The sequence below is a fragment of the Streptomyces venezuelae genome (assembly GCF_008642275.1).
In the GTDB taxonomy this organism is placed as follows: domain Bacteria; phylum Actinomycetota; class Actinomycetes; order Streptomycetales; family Streptomycetaceae; genus Streptomyces; species Streptomyces venezuelae_E.
Genome location: NZ_CP029189.1, coordinates 6747078 through 6765127 on the forward strand (window position 1 = coordinate 6747078; position 18050 = coordinate 6765127).

19 protein-coding genes and 2 pseudogenes are annotated in these 18050 nt (G+C 71.0%); 13 read left to right on the forward strand and 8 right to left on the reverse strand.

Translation table 11 applies throughout. The features are described 5' to 3' along the window. Nucleotides 1–45: 45 nt before the first annotated feature. From DEJ51_RS29850 to DEJ51_RS29870, 5 genes are all read right to left on the reverse strand, one after another. Nucleotides 46–789: a carbonic anhydrase gene (locus DEJ51_RS29850; protein WP_150260714.1), complete on the reverse strand. Its 744-nt coding sequence runs from the start codon at nucleotides 787–789 to the stop codon at nucleotides 46–48. A 146-nt stretch (nucleotides 790–935) separates the two neighbouring features. Beyond that, nucleotides 936–1568 carry a DUF305 domain-containing protein gene (locus DEJ51_RS29855; RefSeq protein WP_150260716.1) on the reverse strand — a complete coding sequence of 211 codons (633 nt, stop codon included), beginning with the start codon at nucleotides 1566–1568 and terminating at the stop codon, nucleotides 936–938. Between the two features lie 84 nt (nucleotides 1569–1652). Beyond that, entirely contained in the window at nucleotides 1653–2084 is a 432-nt protein-coding gene (locus tag DEJ51_RS29860; RefSeq protein WP_150260718.1) for a DUF6153 family protein, read from the reverse strand. Between the two features lie 52 nt (nucleotides 2085–2136). Beyond that, nucleotides 2137–4584: a heavy metal translocating P-type ATPase gene (locus DEJ51_RS29865; RefSeq protein WP_150260720.1), complete on the reverse strand. Its 2448-nt coding sequence runs from the start codon at nucleotides 4582–4584 to the stop codon at nucleotides 2137–2139. A 155-nt stretch (nucleotides 4585–4739) separates the two neighbouring features. After that, a complete protein-coding gene (locus tag DEJ51_RS29870) occupies nucleotides 4740–5396 on the reverse strand; it encodes an HSP18 transcriptional regulator (RefSeq protein WP_150260722.1) in 657 nt (218 codons plus the stop codon). 128 nt (nucleotides 5397–5524) lie between these two features. On the opposite strand from DEJ51_RS29870, the gene DEJ51_RS29875 reads away from it, so the two are divergent. From DEJ51_RS29875 to DEJ51_RS29885, 3 genes and pseudogenes are all read left to right on the forward strand, one after another. Further along, nucleotides 5525–5959, forward strand: coding sequence for an Hsp20/alpha crystallin family protein (locus DEJ51_RS29875; protein WP_030648670.1), 435 nt, complete (start codon nucleotides 5525–5527; stop codon nucleotides 5957–5959). Between the two features lie 105 nt (nucleotides 5960–6064). Then, nucleotides 6065–6460 (forward strand): DUF2267 domain-containing protein, encoded by a 396-nt coding sequence (locus DEJ51_RS29880; protein WP_030648667.1) that lies wholly within the window; start codon nucleotides 6065–6067, stop codon nucleotides 6458–6460. A 97-nt stretch (nucleotides 6461–6557) separates the two neighbouring features. Beyond that, nucleotides 6558–6788: pseudogene (locus tag DEJ51_RS29885) on the forward strand (DUF2267 domain-containing protein); the annotation flags it as partial. Between the two features lie 45 nt (nucleotides 6789–6833). Here the strand turns inward: DEJ51_RS29885 and DEJ51_RS29890 are convergent. Then, nucleotides 6834–7889 carry a 1-phosphofructokinase family hexose kinase gene (locus tag DEJ51_RS29890; protein ID WP_078658366.1) on the reverse strand — a complete coding sequence of 352 codons (1056 nt, stop codon included), beginning with the start codon at nucleotides 7887–7889 and terminating at the stop codon, nucleotides 6834–6836. A 946-nt stretch (nucleotides 7890–8835) separates the two neighbouring features. On the opposite strand from DEJ51_RS29890, the gene DEJ51_RS29895 reads away from it, so the two are divergent. The 6 genes and pseudogenes from DEJ51_RS29895 to DEJ51_RS34725 all read left to right on the forward strand — a co-directional run bounded on the left by DEJ51_RS29895 (nucleotide 8836) and on the right by DEJ51_RS34725 (nucleotide 13885). Further along, on the forward strand, nucleotides 8836–9708 hold the full coding sequence (locus DEJ51_RS29895) for a universal stress protein (protein ID WP_223836031.1): 873 nt from the start codon (nucleotides 8836–8838) through the stop codon (nucleotides 9706–9708). After that, nucleotides 9705–10559 carry a universal stress protein gene (locus DEJ51_RS29900; protein WP_030648655.1) on the forward strand — a complete coding sequence of 285 codons (855 nt, stop codon included), beginning with the start codon at nucleotides 9705–9707 and terminating at the stop codon, nucleotides 10557–10559. The genes DEJ51_RS29895 and DEJ51_RS29900 overlap by 4 nt, the downstream gene beginning before the upstream one ends. Nucleotides 10560–10566: 7 nt before the next feature. Further along, nucleotides 10567–13143, forward strand: a complete 2577-nt coding sequence (locus DEJ51_RS29905) for a cation-translocating P-type ATPase (protein ID WP_053613068.1) — start codon at nucleotides 10567–10569, stop codon at nucleotides 13141–13143. Between the two features lie 2 nt (nucleotides 13144–13145). Beyond that, on the forward strand, nucleotides 13146–13394 hold the full coding sequence (locus DEJ51_RS29910) for a DUF1918 domain-containing protein (RefSeq protein WP_317852430.1): 249 nt from the start codon (nucleotides 13146–13148) through the stop codon (nucleotides 13392–13394). 69 nt (nucleotides 13395–13463) lie between these two features. Continuing rightward, a pseudogene (locus DEJ51_RS35315) lies at nucleotides 13464–13691 on the forward strand (histidine kinase); the annotation flags it as partial. 35 nt (nucleotides 13692–13726) lie between these two features. After that, entirely contained in the window at nucleotides 13727–13885 is a 159-nt protein-coding gene (locus tag DEJ51_RS34725) for a hypothetical protein (RefSeq protein ID WP_185559107.1), read from the forward strand. Between the two features lie 60 nt (nucleotides 13886–13945). On the opposite strand, the gene DEJ51_RS29920 is transcribed toward DEJ51_RS34725, so the two are convergent. Beyond that, nucleotides 13946–14410 (reverse strand): Crp/Fnr family transcriptional regulator, encoded by a 465-nt coding sequence (locus DEJ51_RS29920; protein ID WP_030648648.1) that lies wholly within the window; start codon nucleotides 14408–14410, stop codon nucleotides 13946–13948. A 57-nt stretch (nucleotides 14411–14467) separates the two neighbouring features. Here DEJ51_RS29920 and DEJ51_RS29925 point away from each other — a divergent pair, with 57 nt between their 5' ends. After that, nucleotides 14468–15055, forward strand: a complete 588-nt coding sequence (locus DEJ51_RS29925; RefSeq protein ID WP_308217956.1) for a pyridoxamine 5'-phosphate oxidase family protein — start codon at nucleotides 14468–14470, stop codon at nucleotides 15053–15055. A 9-nt stretch (nucleotides 15056–15064) separates the two neighbouring features. On the opposite strand, the gene DEJ51_RS29930 is transcribed toward DEJ51_RS29925, so the two are convergent. Further along, complete coding sequence (locus DEJ51_RS29930; RefSeq protein WP_078658365.1) at nucleotides 15065–15556, reverse strand: CBS domain-containing protein; 492 nt, start codon at nucleotides 15554–15556, stop codon at nucleotides 15065–15067. A gap of 169 nt (nucleotides 15557–15725) precedes the next feature. On the opposite strand from DEJ51_RS29930, the gene DEJ51_RS29935 reads away from it, so the two are divergent. The 3 genes from DEJ51_RS29935 to DEJ51_RS35645 all read left to right on the forward strand — a co-directional run bounded on the left by DEJ51_RS29935 (nucleotide 15726) and on the right by DEJ51_RS35645 (nucleotide 18032). Next, complete coding sequence (locus DEJ51_RS29935) at nucleotides 15726–16058, forward strand: hypothetical protein (RefSeq protein WP_223836032.1); 333 nt, start codon at nucleotides 15726–15728, stop codon at nucleotides 16056–16058. A gap of 588 nt (nucleotides 16059–16646) precedes the next feature. Next, nucleotides 16647–17369, forward strand: coding sequence for a hypothetical protein (locus DEJ51_RS29940; protein ID WP_030648641.1), 723 nt, complete (start codon nucleotides 16647–16649; stop codon nucleotides 17367–17369). Between the two features lie 303 nt (nucleotides 17370–17672). Next, complete coding sequence (locus DEJ51_RS35645; RefSeq protein WP_150260726.1) at nucleotides 17673–18032, forward strand: ATP-binding cassette domain-containing protein; 360 nt, start codon at nucleotides 17673–17675, stop codon at nucleotides 18030–18032. The last annotated feature ends 18 nt before the right edge of the window (nucleotides 18033–18050 follow it).

Below are 18050 nucleotides of genomic sequence, written 5' to 3' on the forward strand. Positions count from 1 at the left end.
TCTAGCTGGTGCGGGTCCGTTGGGAAGTTCACCGGCCCAGGCTGATCAGGGCACCTTGCGCACCAACTGGCTGGTCAGCTCGTAGCGGGTGCCGACTACGGCCAGGCAACCGTCGGCGATCCGGGCGGCGAGATCCGGCTCGGCGGCAAGGCGCGCCCGGACCCGGCGGACGTTCTCGGTGACCGCCGCGTCGATCCGGGCGTCGCCCTGAAGCCGGTGGTCGATCGCCGGCCGGATCCGGTCCGCCAGGTAGCGGATGTGCGCCGGGAGTTCGCCGCCGGCCTCGGCGTGCACGGCCGCAGCGACCGCCCCGCGCCCCTGATGCCCCAGGACGACGATCAGCGGGACACCCAGTTCCAGCACGCCGTAGGCGATGGTGCCCAGGACTGCCTCGTCCAGGACTTCGCCCGCCGACCGAACGGTCAGCAGATCGCCCAGCCCCTGGTCGAAGACCAACTCCGGCGGCACGCGCGAGTCCACGCACCCGAGCACCACGGCGAACGGATGCTGCCCGCCCACCAGCGCCCGGCGCACATGCCCGGCGCGGTCCGGATGCCTCTCGTGGAACGTCCGCCAGCGCCGGTTTCCCGCCTCCAGCTCGCCCCACGCCTGCCGGGGCCCGGCAGGCCGCGGCCTGCGGACAGCTGCCTCCCCGGCCCGTGCGCCTGAGGCTGCTGACGGCCCGAACGCCAGCCCGACCCCTAACGCCAGGGCTCCGCTCAACCCCGCACGCACCATTCGGCGCCGCGCGAGGACCACCTCGGATTCGCAGTCACGATCGACACTCATGTCTGGACAAAGTAGGTGCCGGCCCTTGTCGGGCATCGGGCACAGGCCGGCCTTGAGCATGATTTGGCCCGCGCTGGAGGAGAGCGTTTCCGGGGCGGATCCGAGTTCTGTCGGGGCAGGGCGGCGAGGGCGCCGCCCTGCCGCTGTCAGCCTGTCTTGAGCATGCTGCGCATCTGGGTGATTTCGGCTGTCTGGGAGGTGATGATGTCGTCGGCCAGGGCCTTGGCGGGGCCGTAGACGCCCTGCTGCTTCTCCGTGTTGGCCATGGCAATGGCGCCTTCGTGGTGGTCGATCATCATGGTCAGGAACATGGTGTCGAAGACGTTGCCCCTGGCCTTGCCCAGCCGATCCATGTCCTGGTCGTCCATCATCCCGGGCATGCCGGATTCGTCGCCGTGGTCCATGCCGTCCATGCCGACGCCGGTGGGGACCTTCTCGCCCCACGCCTTGAGCCAGCCGGTCATGGTCTCGATCTCCGGGGCCTGCGCCTTCTTGATCTTTTCTGCGAGTGCCTTGACGTCGGGGGATGCGCCGTGGGCGGCGACCATGTCGGACATCAGGATGGCTTGGCGGTGGTGAGGGATCATCCCCTGCGCGAAGGCGACGTCCGCCTCGTTGTGCCGGTCGGCCTCCGACGGCGCCGGGGCGGTCGCGGTGGCCGGAGCACTGCCGGCCGTGTTCGTGGTGTTGTCGCCGCCGCACGCGGCAAGGACCAGTCCGGCGGCGACCGCGGTGGCCGCCAGGGCAGCCCGGCGCGGCCGGGATCGGTTCGTGTTCATGTCGCTGAGCTCCAGTGATTCGGATGCGGGAGGGGCTGGCTCTCCGTGGGCGACGCGCTCGGGCGCGTGCCACGGGAGGAGTCCCTACGTCCGCAGGACCTGGAGATCGGCGAGCGAGGGCGGCGCCCGCCCTCCGGCGGGCTGGTGGACCGGTGAGAGCGACGGTGCAGGCTGGGTAAACACGAGGCTGCCGGGCATGCTGCTGAGAGGCGTGGTATCCGGTGCGGCGACGCCGGGGGCACCGGGCAGGGCCGGGGAAGCGCACATCTGGTCCGCATGACCGGCGTCCGGGACCGGCCCCCGCTGCCCGTCGTCGCCGCACGGATACAGCGGGCCGGCGGCCGCCGCGTGGTGGGACACGTGCACCGTCACACCCGTCGCCGGCAGCGCGGCGGAGGTGCCGAGACCGTGCATCCCGAGCAACCCGATCAGGAGAGCGAGGACGAGCAGCGCTCCGAGCCGCGGCACTGGCCGCGGCTGCGGCTGCGGCTGTGTGCGGGGCTCGTGACGGGTCACATTTCCCACCGTAGGACGCACCCGCGCCTGGCGCAGCACGGCATGGGCTCGGCTAACCGGCCTGGCGATCGTCTGCGTCGGCTGGGGCCGGAGGGGTCGAACCGGGCAGGTGGAGGCGCTTGAGGGCGAGGGCGTTGACGGCGACGATGACGCTGGATCCGGACATGGACAGGGCGGCGATCTCGGGGCGGAGGATGAGGCCCGTGGCGGGCTCGAAGACGCCGGCGGCGATGGGCAGGGCGATGGCGTTGTAGCCGATGGCCCAGCCGAGGTTCTGGCGCATCTTGCGCAGCGTGCCCCGGCCGATACGCAGGGCGGTGGGGACGTCGAGAGGGTCGGAGCGCATCAGGACGAGGTCGGCGGTCTCGATGGCGACGTCGGTGCCTGCGCCGATGGCGATGCCGAGGTCGGCCTGGGCGAGGGCGGGGGCGTCGTTGACTCCGTCGCCGACCATGGCGACCTTGCGGCCGCCGCGCTGGAGCTCTGCGATCGTGGCTGCCTTGTCGCCGGGCAGGACCTCGGCGATGACGGTGTCGATGCCCAACTGCTGCGCGATCCGCTCGGCGGTGGCCCGGTTGTCGCCGGTGAGCATGACGACCTCGACGCCGAGCGCGTGGAGTTCGCGTACGGCGGACGCGGAGGTCTCCCGCGGCGCGTCGGCGATGGCGATCAGGGCGGCGGCCAGGCCGTCGACGGCGGCGATGACGACGGTACGGCCGGTGGCTGCCAGCTCGTCCCGCCGGGCGGCGAGCGGACCGAGGAACACGCCCTCGCGTTCGGCCAGCCGGAGGTTGCCCACGGCGACCCGGTGGCCGTCCACCACGGCGGTCGCCCCGTGACCGGGCACGTTCTCGAACCGCCGGGCCCGCACCTGCTCCACGCCCCGCGATTCTGCGTGGCGCACGACCGCCTCGGCCAGCGGGTGCTCGGATTCCCGCTCGACCGCCGCGACCAGGCGCAGGACCTCGTGTCCGTCACTGCCGGGTGCGGTGATCACCTCGGTGACCTCCGGTTCGCCCTTGGTGAGGGTGCCGGTCTTGTCCATGACCACGGTCTGGATGCCGGCGGACGCCTCCAGGGCCATCGCGTTCTTGAACAGGACCCCTCGCTTGGCTCCCAGCCCGGTGCCGACCATGATCGCGGTGGGAGTGGCCAGGCCGAGAGCGTCCGGGCAGGTGATGACGACCACGGTGATCGCGAACAGCATCGCGCTGCTGAAGGGCCGGTCGGTGGCCAGGAGCCAGACGGCGAGGGTGAGTCCTCCGCCGACGAGGGCGACGAAGACCAGCCAGAACGCGGCCCGGTCGGCGAGCCGCTGGCCGGGGGCCTTGGAGTTCTGGGCCTCCTGGACCAGCTTGACGATCTGGGCCAGTGCCGTGTCGGCGCCCACTTTGGTCGCCCGTATCCGGAGGGTTCCGTTGGTGTTCAGGGTGGCGCCGACTACGGCGGAGCCCGGTGCTTTGTGCACCGGCAGGCTCTCCCCGGTCACCGTCGACTCGTCGACCTCGCTCTCGCCGTCCTCCACGACCCCGTCCGTGGCGATCTTCGTCCCTGGGCGGACGAGCAGCAGGTCCCCGACGACCACCTCGGAGGTGGCGACTTCGACCGTTTCCCCGTCCCGTAGGACGAGCGCCTTGGGCGGGGCGAGGTCCAGCAGCGCACGGACGGCGTCGTTGGCGCCGCCGCGGGCGCGCATCTCGAACCAGTGGCCGAGCAGCACGAAGGACGCCAGTACGGTGGCGGCCTCGTAGAAGACCTCTCCGCCGCCCGTGAGCGTGATGACCAGGGAGTACAGCCAGCCCGCGCCGATGGCGACCGCGACCAGCACCATCATGTCCAGGGTCCGGGCGCGCAGGGCCCGGACGGCGCCGACGAAGAAGATCGAGCACGAGTAGAAGACCACCGGCAGGCTCAGCAGGAGCGCCCACACGTCCTGACGGAGCCCGAACGGCACGGGCACGTGCCAGCCGAAGACCTCCTCGCCGATCGGGGACCAGACCACGATCGGAATGGAGAAGACCAGCGCGACGAGGAAGCGGTTGCGCATGTCGGCCACCATGGCCGCCATCGACATCCCCGCATGGCCGCGATGGGCTCCGTGGCCCGTCTCCTCGTCAGGCGACGGTCCGCCCTCCGGCCCGTGCCCCGCGTGCGCGGACGGTACGGCTTCGGTCGCTTCCACCACTTCCACCACTCCGGGCGGATCCGGCTCCTCCATCGGGTCGCAGATGTGGGACGGCACCGACTGGCCCGCGCAGTGGTAGCCGCACTCGGTGACCCAGCCGCGCAGCTCGGCCAAGGAGGTCCGGCGGGGGTCGAAGACGACCGTGGCCGACTGCGCGACCGCGTTCACCTCGACGTCCAGCACACCCGGCCGGCGGCCCAGCACGGCAGCGACGGTGTTCTGCTGAGTGGCCCGGACCATGCCCCGCACGTCCAGGACCACCGTGCTGCGCTCCTTGCCCCCGTCGCGCGGCTCGTGCTTCCGCGGGTGCCGCATGCCCGTTCACCTCCCCGATCCGACAGCGGGTCCACTCGGCCAGGGCGCCTACCAGCAGCCTGTGGCCGTCGCGACCGCCGCGCAAGGGCAGGGCAGGCGCCCGGAGAGCGGGCGGTGACTGGTCCGGGCCGGGACCGCGCCGTATCGATTGCGGATCACGTGCTGCGCTGGTCGCGGGTGTCCCGGCGAAGCTGGTCCGTGTGGCGGGTGAGGGCGTCGATGCGTTCGGCGAGCTCGGCGTCCTCGGGCCGCAGGTGGGGCCGGGTGTCGGCCAGGGGGCGCACGAGGCGGGCGGTGTCGTTGTGGGCGAGGGCCTGGTTCAGGTCGCCGATGGCGCCCTCGGCGCCGGCGGGCAGGCCGGCCAGGGCGGTGATCTGGCCGGCGAGGCGGCGCAGGTCGGCGGCGCTGTCGCGGGCCCAGGCGTCCACTCTGCGGTCGGCGGCCCGGGTGTCACGGGTGGCCTGGACGCGTTCCTCGCCGGTGCTTCCGGCTTTGCCGGGGCGCATTCGGAGGTAGCGGCGTTCTGCGGCCTGGCGGCTGGCGACTCCGAGGGGGCCGGCGAGGTCGGCCCAGCTGGCGCCCTGGCCGCGGGCGGTTTCGATCAGGCCGGTTTCCCAGCCGGCGAGCTGCTCGCGGACCTCGCGGAGCATCAGCAGTGAGGCCAGGGCCGGGTGCGGGCCCGCGGCCGGTGCCGCTGCCGACGTGCTTGTGGAAGCTTGCTGCGCGTCCTTGACGGCCTGGTTGATGGTCTCCAGTGCCGCGGCGGCGGCCAGGAAGGTGACGGGTGCAGTCGGCTCTGCGGCCTCGGTCATGGCGGTCTCCGTGGTCTGTCATCCTCCAGATGACTGCTTGCTTGTCATCGTTTCGATGACATGTTACAACGGAAGCACGTTGAAGCGCATTGGCAGTTCCTGCCTGAACCAACTGGAGGTGTTTCGCGATGTTGATGCGCACTGACCCGTTCCGCGAGATGGACCGGATTGTCCAGCAGCTTTCGGGTACGTCGGGCACGTGGTCGAAGCCGTCCGTCATGCCCATGGACGCCTACCGCGACGGCGACGCGTACGTGATCGCCTTCGACCTGCCCGGTGTGAGCACCGAGGCGATCGACATCGACGTCGAGCGGAACATGCTGACCGTGAAGGCCGAGCGCCGGCCCGTGGAGAAGTCCGACGGCGTGCAGATGGAGCTCTCCGAGCGCCCTCTCGGTGTCTTCTCCCGTCAGATCATGCTGGCCGACACGCTCGACACCGAGCGCATCGAGGCCGACTACGACGCGGGTGTCCTGACCCTGCGGATTCCGATCGCCGAGCGCGCCAAGCCGCGGAAGATCGCCATCGGCGGCGACGCGGGCCGCAAGCAGATCTCCGGCTGAACCGGCCGGCACCGGCGGCGGAGGACGGGGAACCCGATCCCCCTCCGGCACCCCGTCCTCCGCACCCCTTACCCCCTTTCACCCCTCCCGCGGAGGTGATGTGAGATGTCGATGCGCCGGGAAGCGTTCCTGGACCACGTCCAGGAACGCGGCGAGTACCGGACCCGGGAGGAAGCCGAACGCGCAGCCCGCGTCGTCCTCGCCCTGCTGGGCGCCCACCTGGTCGGCACCGTGCGGGCCGAGCTCGCCGCCCGGCTCCCCGAGACCTACGCCCTGATCCTCCTCAACCCCCTGCAGGCCGCGGAGCCGCTCTCCCCCGAACGCTTCGTCCGGGCCACCGCAGCCTGGATCGAAGGCGCCACCGAGAAAACGGCCCTGTGGGACATCGGCGCGGTCCTTTCCACCGTGGCCGCCGCAGCCGGAGACACCCTGATGCGGGACGTCCTGCTCCAGCTCCCGCCCGGCTACGACCTCCTCTTCGGCCACCCCCAGCCCACCTGACCGGCCGGCGCCACCGGCCGGACACCGAACCAGCGACGAGAAAGGCAACCGCAGCACCCAGTACGACCAGCCTCGACCGCACCAGGCCCAGCCCGCCATGACGTTCGAGCAGATGCTGGAACGCGTGCGCTACGAAGGCGCCTACCCCACCCGCGAACGCGCCGAGGAATCCGTCCGCACGGTCCTCGCCGCCCTCGGCCGCCAGCTCGTCGGAGACGAACGCGTCGACCTCGCCCAGGCCCTGCCCGTCGAAGCCGCCCTGGCCCTGACCGCCCAGATCCCCGCTACCGAACGGCTCACCGGCTGGAGCTGCGCCGCACCGGTCGCCGTCGTGCCCTTCGGGTAGTCCCGGGATCCGGCTGCGAGACCCTGCTCAGCCGCGGCGGGCGGTCCGCACCTGCGAGCGCAGGGACCGTGCCACCTCCGCGTCGAACGGTTCGGTGCTGGGGGTGAGCATCGCCGCGGCGGCCGTGGCCACCCCCAGCGCGCAGGCGCTGACGGGGTCCTCGCCGGCGGCCAGCCGCGTGGTGAGGGCGGCGACCATGCTGTCTCCTGCTCCGGCGTCGCTCAGGGGCTCACCGGGCAGCGGCGGTGCGTGGAGTTCGGTGTGGCCGTGCGCGGTCGAGCACAGCGCGCCCAGCGCTCCGAGGGTGGTGACGGCGATCTCGGCGGCCCCCGTGGTGAGGAGGCGTTCGTTGAGGGATCGGGCGTCGTCGAAGCCGCTGACGGGGTGGCCGGTCAGGCTCTCGGCCTCGGTTCGGTTGCACCTGAACAGGAACACGCCCTCGGCGAGCGCTGCCGGGAGCGCCGGCCCGGAGGTGTCGAGGATCAGCCGGGATCCGGCTCTCCTGACCCGGCGGGCGACGGTCGCGTAGAAGTCGTCCGGCAGTCCGGCGGGCAGGCTGCCGCTGGCGACGACGTACGAGGGACTGCCGGCCACGAACCGCTCCAGCACATCCAGGCACCGCTCTCCCTCGCGCCGGTGCAGGCGCGGGCCGGGCGGCACGATGTGGAAACTGCGGTGCGATTGCGTTTCGAAGAGCACGAGTGCTTCGCGGGTTTCGTCGTCGATGTCGACGGCGACGTGGTCGATGCCCTCTTCGTCCAGCAGTCGGTTCAGGCGCAAGCCGACCTCGCCTCCGGCGGTGTGGAAGGCGGTGGCTCGTCCTCCGAGCCGTACGACATGACGGGCGACATTGATCCCTCCGCCCCCGACGGCCACCGACCTGACCCGCGCACGGTTCTTTCCGATGCCCTCCAGGCGATCGACCTCCCAGCAGAGATCGATTGCGGGATTCATCGTCAGGGTGAGGATCGACGGTCCGGAGGCACTCCCCGATCCCCCCGCACCGTCGGTAGTCTCGGCTGTGGAGGGGGACGGAGTCGCGGCCGTACTCATCGCGGTGCCCTGGAGGCCGCGCCGGCCCATACCTCGCGCACCACGTGCTGGGCACGGCCCCGCTCACCGCAGCCTGAGGAGACCGGGCCCTGATCCCACGCGCTGAGGTCAATCCCGACCGTGGCCGCGGCCTGGGAGAGCTTCGAGTCCTGACGATCGTGCCGACCGTTGATCGGATGAGGCATTGCCATGCCCGCTGTCCTCTCGCGCTGGCTGCCGGAGGCCGTTCTCAGCCTGGTGCTGTGGCTGCTCGGGCCTCAAGTACGGTGATCGTGAGGCCACCGGTCGGCCAGGGACGCGCTGCTGTCTTCAGCCCTCACCCCGAGGGGAGTACGGCCCGGCATCCGAATAGGCCGGAACGGCGCATGACGTACCCGTGGCCCACCCGGGAACTGGTCCGTGCGGCCGAAGGTCTCGTCCAGCTCCACTGGCCCGGCGCCGCCCGGGCGAGATCAACGTATTCACCTCCGTGACAGCGACACGTCCGACCCGGCTCCCATACTGGAACAGTCTGACGTCTCCTGCATTCCGGCTCACGGCTGGGTCTGCTCCTCGGCCGGTAGTTCTAACGGGAACATCGGGTAGCCGGTGACCGCTGCGGCATTCGGGCAAGATCCTGGTGAACTTGGTCGGACCGGTCTGGGGCGAGGCACCCTGGGACCGGGCAGGCAGCTCGGGTGGGCGCAGCGGCCATCGGCCGACTTCGCCATCGACTCGTCGACCTCGCTCTCACCCTGCTCCACGACCCCGTCCGCGGCGATCTCCGCCCCTGGACGGACAAGAAGGGGCCGGGAAGGCCATGGCCCTCGGGCGGAGCGGCGGCGCGCGGGACGATGGGGACCTTTGGTCCCGATCGCGGTCCCGGGCGGCCCTCGCCCGGGTGCGTCGGCAGTGCCAGCGTGAGTGGTGTCCCCCGTCGGCTTATCGGTTGGGAGGAAACGTGGAAAGCACCTTCCGCACCCCGGATACCAGTTCAGTGGTTGTTGGCGTCGACGGCTCGAACGCGGCACGTACGGCCGCCATGTGGGCGGCAGCAGAGGCCGCACGCCGCGACCGCCCCCTGCACATCGTCTACGGGGCCGACACCGACGGCAGGACCCTCTACCTGTCGGCGGAGATCATCGATCGGGTCCGCGCCAACGGCCGGGAACTCCTGGACGAAACGGCGAAGGCTGTTACCGACCAGTACCCAGGTCTGCGCGTGAGCACGGAGTTCAGCCGAGCCGACGCCGTCAGCACCCTCCACCGGGCCGGTGCCCTGCACGGCACCATCGTGGTGGGCAATCGCGGCCTCGGCGGATTCGACTCGCTCATGCTCGGCTCGGTCGGCCTGGACGTCGCGGCTGCCGCCATGACCCCGGTCGTCATTGTCCGGGGCCTCGACGGGGCCGAGGAGACCGGAACCGTCCTCGCCGCCATCCGTGACGAGCACGACCTCCTGTACGCCCGCTACGCCGCGTGCGAAGCCGTACTGCGCAAGGGATCGCTCCGGCTCCTGCACGTCTGGAACATCCTGCAGTTCGTAGGCCTGGTGGTCAGCATGCTCGACGACGTCGACGAGATTGCAGGGAGGCACGCGGAGGCCCTGCGTGCCGTCACCGACGCGGTCCGCGACGAGTTCCCCGACCTCGAGGTGCGGGCCGACGCCGAGAAGAGCATCTCCGTGGCCGGCGTTCTGGTCGAGGCCTCCCGCCACGCCGACCTGCTCGTCATGGGCGGCCGCCGGGTCCCCGGCGCCCTCGGGATCACCCGCAGCCTGGGCACGTCCACGCACAGCGTCCTGCACCAGGCGCACTGCCCCGTCCTCCTCATTCCCCGGACGGGCAGTGACTTCGGGAGCAGGCCATGACCGGCCGCAGGGGCAAAGACATCGTCGCCGGAATCGACCCGGCCAGGGACTGGCATCTGCCCCTCGCCTGGGCCGCCGACGAGGCGCACCGCCGTCGGCTTTCCTTGCGCCTGGTGGCGGTGGCGCCGCAGCACGACACCCACCACGTCGACGACATCACCGGCCCCGTGGACCTGCGACGGGCGGGAGCCGACAGACTCGAGCAGGCCCGCAACTGGGTACGCGACCGTCACCCGGAGGTGGACGTCACCGGCGACCTGCTCCACGGGTTCCCCGCCCCTGTCCTGGGCAGGGTGGCCAAGGAGGCCCGGCTGGTCGTGCTCGGCTCGCGACACCTGAGCCGCACCGCGGAGTTCTTCAGCGCGGGCTCCGTCGTGGTCCCCGTCAGCGCCCAGGCCAGCTGCCCGGTTGTCGTCGTGGGTGACGCGGAGCACATCAGCCAGCAGCCGCCCTACGTGGTCGTCGGCCTCGACGGCAGCGCATCCGCCACGGCCGCGCTGGCGTTCGCCTTCGATGAGGCGGACCTGCGCGGAGCAGCGCTCCGGGTCGTCTGCGTGCGGCAACCACCGCTCTTCATGTCGAACGACGAGGAAGTCGCTCTGCGAGCCCAGCGCGCATTGCTTTCCGAGGCCACCGCCGGCCTGTCGGACAAGTACCCCGACGTGCACGTCACCCACGAGGCCATGACGGGCCACCCAGTTGAGGAACTGGCGCGGGCGGCCGAGCATGCCCTGGCCCTGGTGGTAGGCCGCCGGGGTCGCGGCGGATACACCGGAATGCGCCTCGGTTCCGTCGTCCACGGCCTCCTGCACCGTGCGCACTGCCCTGTGATCACCGTGCCGAGCGAATGACGCCGCCATGACCATACGTACGACCACCACGCGGCCTGTCGGCTTCCCGGCGGGACCGGGGCTCACCCAGGCCGAAGCCGAGCGCCGCCTGGCCCGGTACGGCAGGAACGAAGTCGCACCCCCACGGTCCACGCCGCTGCACCGACGGGTGCTGGCCCAACTCCGCGACCCGTTGATCATGGTGCTCCTCGGGGCCATGGTGCTGACCATAGCGATCGGGGACCACCCGGACGCCGTCGTCATCGGCCTGGTGGTCGTCTTCAACACGACCGTGGGAGTGGCGCAGGAAGTCCGGGCGGACCGCGCTGTCGCCGCGCTCTCCGCCCTCTCCGCCCCGCACGCGAGAGTGCTGCGCGACGGCACCCCGCACGAGGTTCCGGCGGCACTGGTGGTGCCGGGCGACATCCTGCTGCTGGGGGAGGGGGACATCGTCGCCGCAGACGCCGACCTGACCGAGGCATCCGCACTCCTGGTGGACGAATCCATGCTCACGGGCGAATCCGAGCCGGTGGACAAGACGGCGGACGACACGGTCAGCGCAGGCACCGTCGTCGTCCGTGGCCGAGGGTCCGCTACCGCGACCGCCACGGGGCCGGCGAGTGCCCTCGGGCGCATCGCGGCTCTCCTCGACACGGGCCGGGACCTCACCCCGCTCCAGCGTCGCCTCGCATCACTGGGCCGGATCCTGGCGGCCGTCACCATCGCCCTGTGCGTGCTGTTCTTCGCCCTGGGCCTGGCACGCGGCCTCCCGTGGAGCACGATGGCCGTGACCTCCATCAGCCTGGCTGTCGCCGCAGTGCCGGAGTCCCTCCCCGCCGTGGTCACCCTCGCCCTCGCGCTCGGAGCGCGCCGGATGGCAGCCCGCAACGCCCTGGTCCGCCGTCTGCCGGCCGTGGAAACCCTTGGCTCCGTGAGCATCCTGGCCACGGACAAGACGGGCACCCTCACCGAGGGGCGCATGGTGGTCCAGCACCTGTGGACGCCCTCCGGCACCGCAGATGTGACCGGCAGCGGCTACGAGCCGCTGGGAAGCCTGACCCGAGAAGGGCAGCCCCTGGCGGCAGACCAGCTCCGGCCACTGCAGGAACTGCTCACGACGGCAGCCCTGTGCAACGACGCCGGCCTGCGGCCCCCCGGAAAGGGCTCGGACATGTGGACGGCTGTGGGCGATCCGATGGAGGCCGCGCTGCTGGCGGCAGCCGCGAGAGCGGGTTGCCCGGACCAGGCCGCCCTGCACCGGGACTGTCCCCGGTTCGCGGAAGCTCCCTTCGACAGCCTCCGCAAACGTATGACCACACTGCACCATCTTCCGGACGGAAACGTCCTGGTATGCCTCAAGGGCGCGCCGGAGGCGGTACTGACCGCCGAGGTGCTTGCCGCACCGCAGGAGCTTCTGGACGGGGCCCGCCGTCAGGCCGCTCTTCTGGCCGCGCAAGGCTTTCGGGTCCTGGCCGTGGCAGGAACCGAGCGACTCGTGTGGGACCGGCCGGCTCCCGAGGCCGAGCACGGACTGAGCCTCCTGGGCCTCGTCGCCATCAGTGACCCGCCCAAAGCGTCGGCCGCCACGACCCTGGAAGCATGCCGCGCGGCGGGCATCACCCCCGTCCTGATCACCGGCGACCATCCGGCGACGGCCCGTGCCATCGCCGTGCGTACCGGCCTCGTCGAGGACGGATCCGCCAGTGAGGTCCTCACCGGGCCGGAACTGGCCGCGGCCCCGGACACCGACCTGACCCGGATCCGTGTCTTCGCCCGGACCGACCCGCAGCAGAAGCTGGACATCGTCCGCGCATGGCGCGCCCGGGGCGCCGTGACGGCCATGACCGGGGACGGCGTCAACGACGGCCCCGCCCTCCACCAGGCGGACATCGGTGTGGCCATGGGTGCCCGCGGAACCGAGGTCGCCCGCCAGGCGGCGGACCTCGTGCTCACCGACGACGAGCTGTCCACCGTGGTCAAGGCCGTAGAGGAAGGCCGCCGCGTCTACGACAACATCCGGCGCTTCCTCGTCTACGCCATGGCGGGCGGAGCCGCCGAGATACTGGTGATGCTGGCAGGTCCGGTGCTCGGCCTGGCCCTGCCTCTGCGGGCAGGACAGATCCTGTGGATCAACCTCCTCACCCACGGGCTGACGGGCGTGGCCATGGGCGCCGAACCCGTCACTCCGCAGGCCATGCGACGCCCACCGCGCCCGCCCGGACAGCACATCCTGGCCGCGGGCGTGTGGCAACGCCTCCTGGTACTCGCCGCAGTTGTGACGACCTTGAGCCTGGCCGCCGGCATCGTCGCACGTGCTACGGACCTGCCCTGGCAGAGCGTGCTCTTCCTGGCCCTGCTGGCGGCCCAGCTCGGGGTGGCCCTGGGCCTGCGCGCCCGACTGCTCATCAGGCAGAACCTCTTCCTCCCCGCCTCCGTGGTGGTCTCCGCGCTCCTGGCGACGGCCGCTCTGTACGTGCCCGCACTCCAGTCCCTGCTGGACACCGAGCCCGTGGGTTGGTCCGGTGCGGGGCTCGCCGCCGCGGCCGGTCTCGGGGCGTTCATCGCCGCCCGGATCCTCCGGGGCGCGTTCCACAGAAAGGCATGATCATGAAGACGTATGTACCGGGAACCGGCGTGCACGCCGAGGTGGGCGACCAGATCGTCGTGGGCGGCCCCACCGTCGGAAAGCCGGGCCGAGACGGCGAAGTCATCGCCCTGCACCATGAGGACGGCACCCCTCCCTACGACGTGCGCTGGTCCGACACGGGTCGTACCACGGTGTTCTTCCCCGGCCCGGACGCCCATGTCCGGCACCTGCATGCGGAGTCGGGCAGGCCCCGCGGTACGGAGCAATAGCGCCGAGACCGGAAGGGACGTCCGCGCCTGCCGGTCCACCGTGGAGGTGGTCGCCCGGCACGGCCTCCGATGGCCGGAGGGCTCCTCGAAGAGCGCCAAGTCCGCATCGACGAGGTCCGGGGCACTCGCGACCGGCTGAACGGCCTGCTGGAGGCAGTCATGTCGGTCGGCCGTGAGCTCGACCTGCCACAGGTGCTGCACGGTATCGTCGAGGCCGCCGTCGTCCTCGTGGACGCCGAGTACGGCGCACTGGGTGCCAACGGTGACGACTGGAGGCTCGCCGGTTTCGTTTCGGTGCTTCGCCCAAACTGCGCTCCCGCACCGTCCAGGCCGTGGCCGAAGCCGCGGCAGCCCTCGGCTTCGCCCTGGCCCTGCGCATGGAGGGCCTCATCGACACGGACGCATCACCCGAAGTCGCGGACGAGATGCCCGCCGTCATCGGGGAGGCCCTGACGAACCACCGCCCGTCACGCCGAGGCCACCCGTTCTGAGGCGTCGATCGTTGCCGCCGACGGTGTCCTCACCGGCACCGTGCCCCCGTCGGTCGCGGGTCAGAGGAAACTGCCGCTGCCGTAGGGCGCGTACAGATCAAGCAGGCGGATCCGAGCGGCTTGTAGCCGATGGGCGAGGACCTGCCCCACCCAATGGCCCAGGGCCGAGCCGAAGGTGGTATCGGAATCCATCAGGGATCGGACCTCCACCGCGTCGAACTCGTAGGCACGGACCGGTGTCATCGCCTCGGCGCCGAGGCGCCACGTGTAGGGCTTGAACAGCCACGAGCAGCCGACCAGCTCCCCGGCCCCGAGGGTCTCGATGACAGCCGCGCGTCGACCGGGAACGTGCACGTCCAGGGTCACGGTGCCCGACCGGACGATCCAGAACCGGTCCGCACGACCCCCCTCGTGGAAGAGGCGGGTCCCCTCGTCGAGGTTGACCTCGCGGGCGAACTCCATCAAGCGCGAACGGCAGTCGGCCGGCAGCGCGGCATTGATGCGGATGGGAGAAGGAGTGCTCATGAACGGCTTCCTGATTCGGGTCCATATCCAGTTTTGGCGAGTGGGTCTGCCCGGGGTATGGGTCCTGTGGGCCCAGGCAGGGACCGAACGGCCTATGCCTGGGCGCGTCGGGAACGGGGACGCTGGAGAGCACACCGCGACCCCGCCCCGGTCCCATGGACGGAGGGTGCCAACGATGGAGAACCGCCCGGTCGGCAGCGCCGCCGTCGCTCCTGCCGGCCCTACGCCCCGGAGGCGAACGGAAGAGCTCGGCACCGAGGAGGCCTTCCGGCTGCTCGGAACCGTCGGACTGGGCCGCACCGTGTTCACCCGCCATGCTCTGCCTGCCGTGCGCCCGTTAGCCATCTCCTTGACGACGGCGACATCATCGTCCGCGTTCAGGACGGCTCGACACTGGCGGCCCTGCTCACGGCCCCGGACAGTCCGGACGTCGTCGTGGCCTACGAGGTCGACGCCATCGACCCTGATACCCGTCTGGGCTGGAGCGTGGTGGCCACCGGCTATGCCAGCGCCGTCACCGACCCGACCGAGCTGAACCGCTATGCGCAGCGCCTCAAGTCCTGGGCCGACGCACCGTCATCAGGTGCCGTTCGGATCAGACCGGGCGTGGTCACCGGCTTCAGGCTCCGGGCAGTCAATTCGTAGCTGCCCCCATCAGGATCCGCGAGAAGCGGGCGGGCTCTTTCCTTGCTTTCGTGCGCGCGGGCCGATCTCATCCCGGAGGCCGGGGGGCTCCTCGAGGACGCTCCAGGCGACCGGGCCGAGCAGGTCCGCCACCCTGCGGAAGACGTCCATGAGCAGGTCGTCCACGGTCAGCATGCCCACGACTCGATGCCCGTCCAGGACAGGGAGGCGCCGGACGCCGCTGTTGCGGAACGTCTGGTACGCCGCGTGGATGTCCTGGGCGGCATCGACGGTGACAGCCGGAGCGGTCATGACCGCTCCCACAGGATCATCGCGGTCGAACTCTCCGGCCACGGCGCGCACTGCGATGTCACGGTCGGTGACAATGCCGCGCAATACTGTTCCCTCCGTCACGACCAAGCAGCCGACGCCGTGGAGGTCCATGCATCGGGCCGCCTCCCCGATCGTCGTGGTGGCGTTGACGGACACGGCGGGGGCGGACATGTACGCGGACACGTTCATCGTCCGGCTCCTTCCCACTGGATCCATGTGGTTGACCGTAGGACGGGGTGCCGGAGTCGGCGAGGGCCGAGCGGACCCCCGGTTGTGGGACCGCATGGCCCTGTGCTGCTCCGCCCCGGCGGCGGACCATGGCATGAGGACAGACCGACCTGTTCCGAGGTGATCTGACATGGCATCCACAACATGGACCACCCCAGGGGTGTTCACCGGCTCCGGCGGGGTGCTCACCGCCGAAGCGGGATCCCTCACCGGGGAACTGACGGTCCGCACCAGCTGGGACGCAGGGCAGGCACATGTTGCCGTCCAGTACGCGGGCGCGTCGAAGTGGTGCACGCTGGTCGGCAGTCCAGTGCCCTGCCCGTCCGCCGAGGAGGCTCGCTCGGTACACCAGTGCGCGGTGGAGGCCGTGCGCACCAGGGGACCTGTCCCCTTCGCGCCGTGGCCGCTCACCCCCGCGGTTCACCGTGGAACGGACGAGGTGCCGGCTCACGCAGCCGGATGAGCGCACGTCGATGAGCCGACTTGACCGCGCATGCCTGGCCAGGGCCGGCCATGGACCGTGGGGAGATTCCACGGCCTCCTGTCGGTCCTGGATGCATGATCTTGAGCGTCGCGCAGGCGCGGCCTGCCCTTGCCTGGGGTCGGACTGCCCGCAGGGACCTGAACGCGAACGACGGCGCCGCATCACGGCCTCAGACCGGCAGTTCAGCAGCCCGTGATTGAGAGCGCACCCGGCCCGGCGTCCGAGTACAGCCGCAGCCGTGCTCTGCCGGGTGTCGCACACCAGGCCCCGTACATCCAGCACCGACGTGCTGCGCTCTTTGCCCGTCGTGTGGTGCTCAACGGGGTGTGCCATGCCCGGTTCGCCTCCGGGATGGGTTCGGCTCCGCCCGTAGAGCGGCCTGCGCTCCTGGTGAGGGAGCCGCGACGGCTGCTGCGACGCCGGGGGCCGATGGGCTCCGCTGCGGTTGGCTCTGCACCGGCAGGGGGAGATTCGGCGACTGCGGTGGTGGCCTCGCTGGTCTCGGTCCGCGACGAGGGCAGCGTGTTGTCAACCGGGTGGGCGTCGCTCCGGGCGGACACTTCTCGCATGCCCGAGGAGCAGACGGCGTCCATCCCTCCTGAACCGTTGTTGCAGGTGATCGTCAACCTGGCCCGGTTCCATCGCGAACACGAGCAGTTCTACGCACAGGCTCCGCTGCGGCAGGCGGGCGAGCTTCAGGCGCGGTCCCGGGCGCTGAAGTCGCTGGCGGACAGATGGAGTGTGACCGACGTCGGTGAGTCGGCACGGAATCCGTTCGCAGGTGCGGAGGATCTGAATGCCCCCGGACTTGTCGCGGAGTCGGGGATCCTCTTCATGGAAGGGGCGGACGAGCCCGTCGAGCTTCAGCGGCTGAAGCGGGATGTCAGGGAAATCGCGGAAGACAGTGAGCAGACCGGAATCTGGCTGGCGCACGCGATGGAGCAGGCATGGGAGGCCGTCGGCCTCTTGGCTGCATATCCAGTGCTTGCCGATCTGCTCGGGGAGCGGCACCGCATCGTCGCCAACGACTGGCAGTCGGCGGGGTTGCTGGCGCTGGTTGCCCATCTGCTGCGCCGCTCCATTGACTTGTTGGATCGGGTCAAGTTCTCTCCCGCGGCGCTGCGAGCTGACCTGGGGTCCCAGCGGAACGCCCCTGCATACCTCTTCTCGGCGTCCGAGCTGCTCGACCGGGCGGCGGACCTCCTCGCGGAATCGGCAACGCTTGTGCGCGACAATGAGCGGCGGTGGCGTGTGTTCGGCGCTCGCGTCCGCCGGCTGCGGTCCGACTGAAGCGGCTACGTCGGCTCCGTCGTGCAGCGCATCCGCTCATCTCGTAGAGACGGCAGACGATGCGCAGGCCGGCATGCGACCAGGTGTCAGGCGGTGACGACCGCAGGCCGACGTGCGGTCGACACGTTGGGCGGACTCTTGGAGCGCGGCCCCGTACGCGATCTCCTCCGGAGTCCGGGCCATGCGCTGCGCCTGGCGAGAGCGCAGCATGAGTACCACTGGCGGTTATTTTCGGGGCGCTGCCCCGGGGAGGCTCGCTGCGCGTCGGCCTGGGCCAGGGCACAGACTGGTGGGGTGGGTGCCATGGATGCGATTGAGCTCAGGGGACTGACCAAGCGATACGGGGCCGTGGTCGGGGTGGACGAACTCACGCTCGGCATCGGTCGGGGCGAGGTGTTCGGCTTCCTCGGGCCCAACGGGGCGGGCAAGACCACCACGCTCAGGTGCCTGACGGGTTTGCTGCGCCCAACCGCCGGACACGTCCGGGTGCTGGGGATGGACCCGCTCGCCGATCACCGCCGGGTGGCTGGGGAACTCGGCTATCTCCCGGGTGAGCTGCGGCTGTACCCGGAGCTCACGGGGCGCAGACCCTCGACCTCCTGTGTTCCCTCCAAGGCCGGCCCTGCACGAGGCGAGCCGAGCTGTGCGAGCGGCTGGGGCTGACGCCCGCGGTCCTGCGGC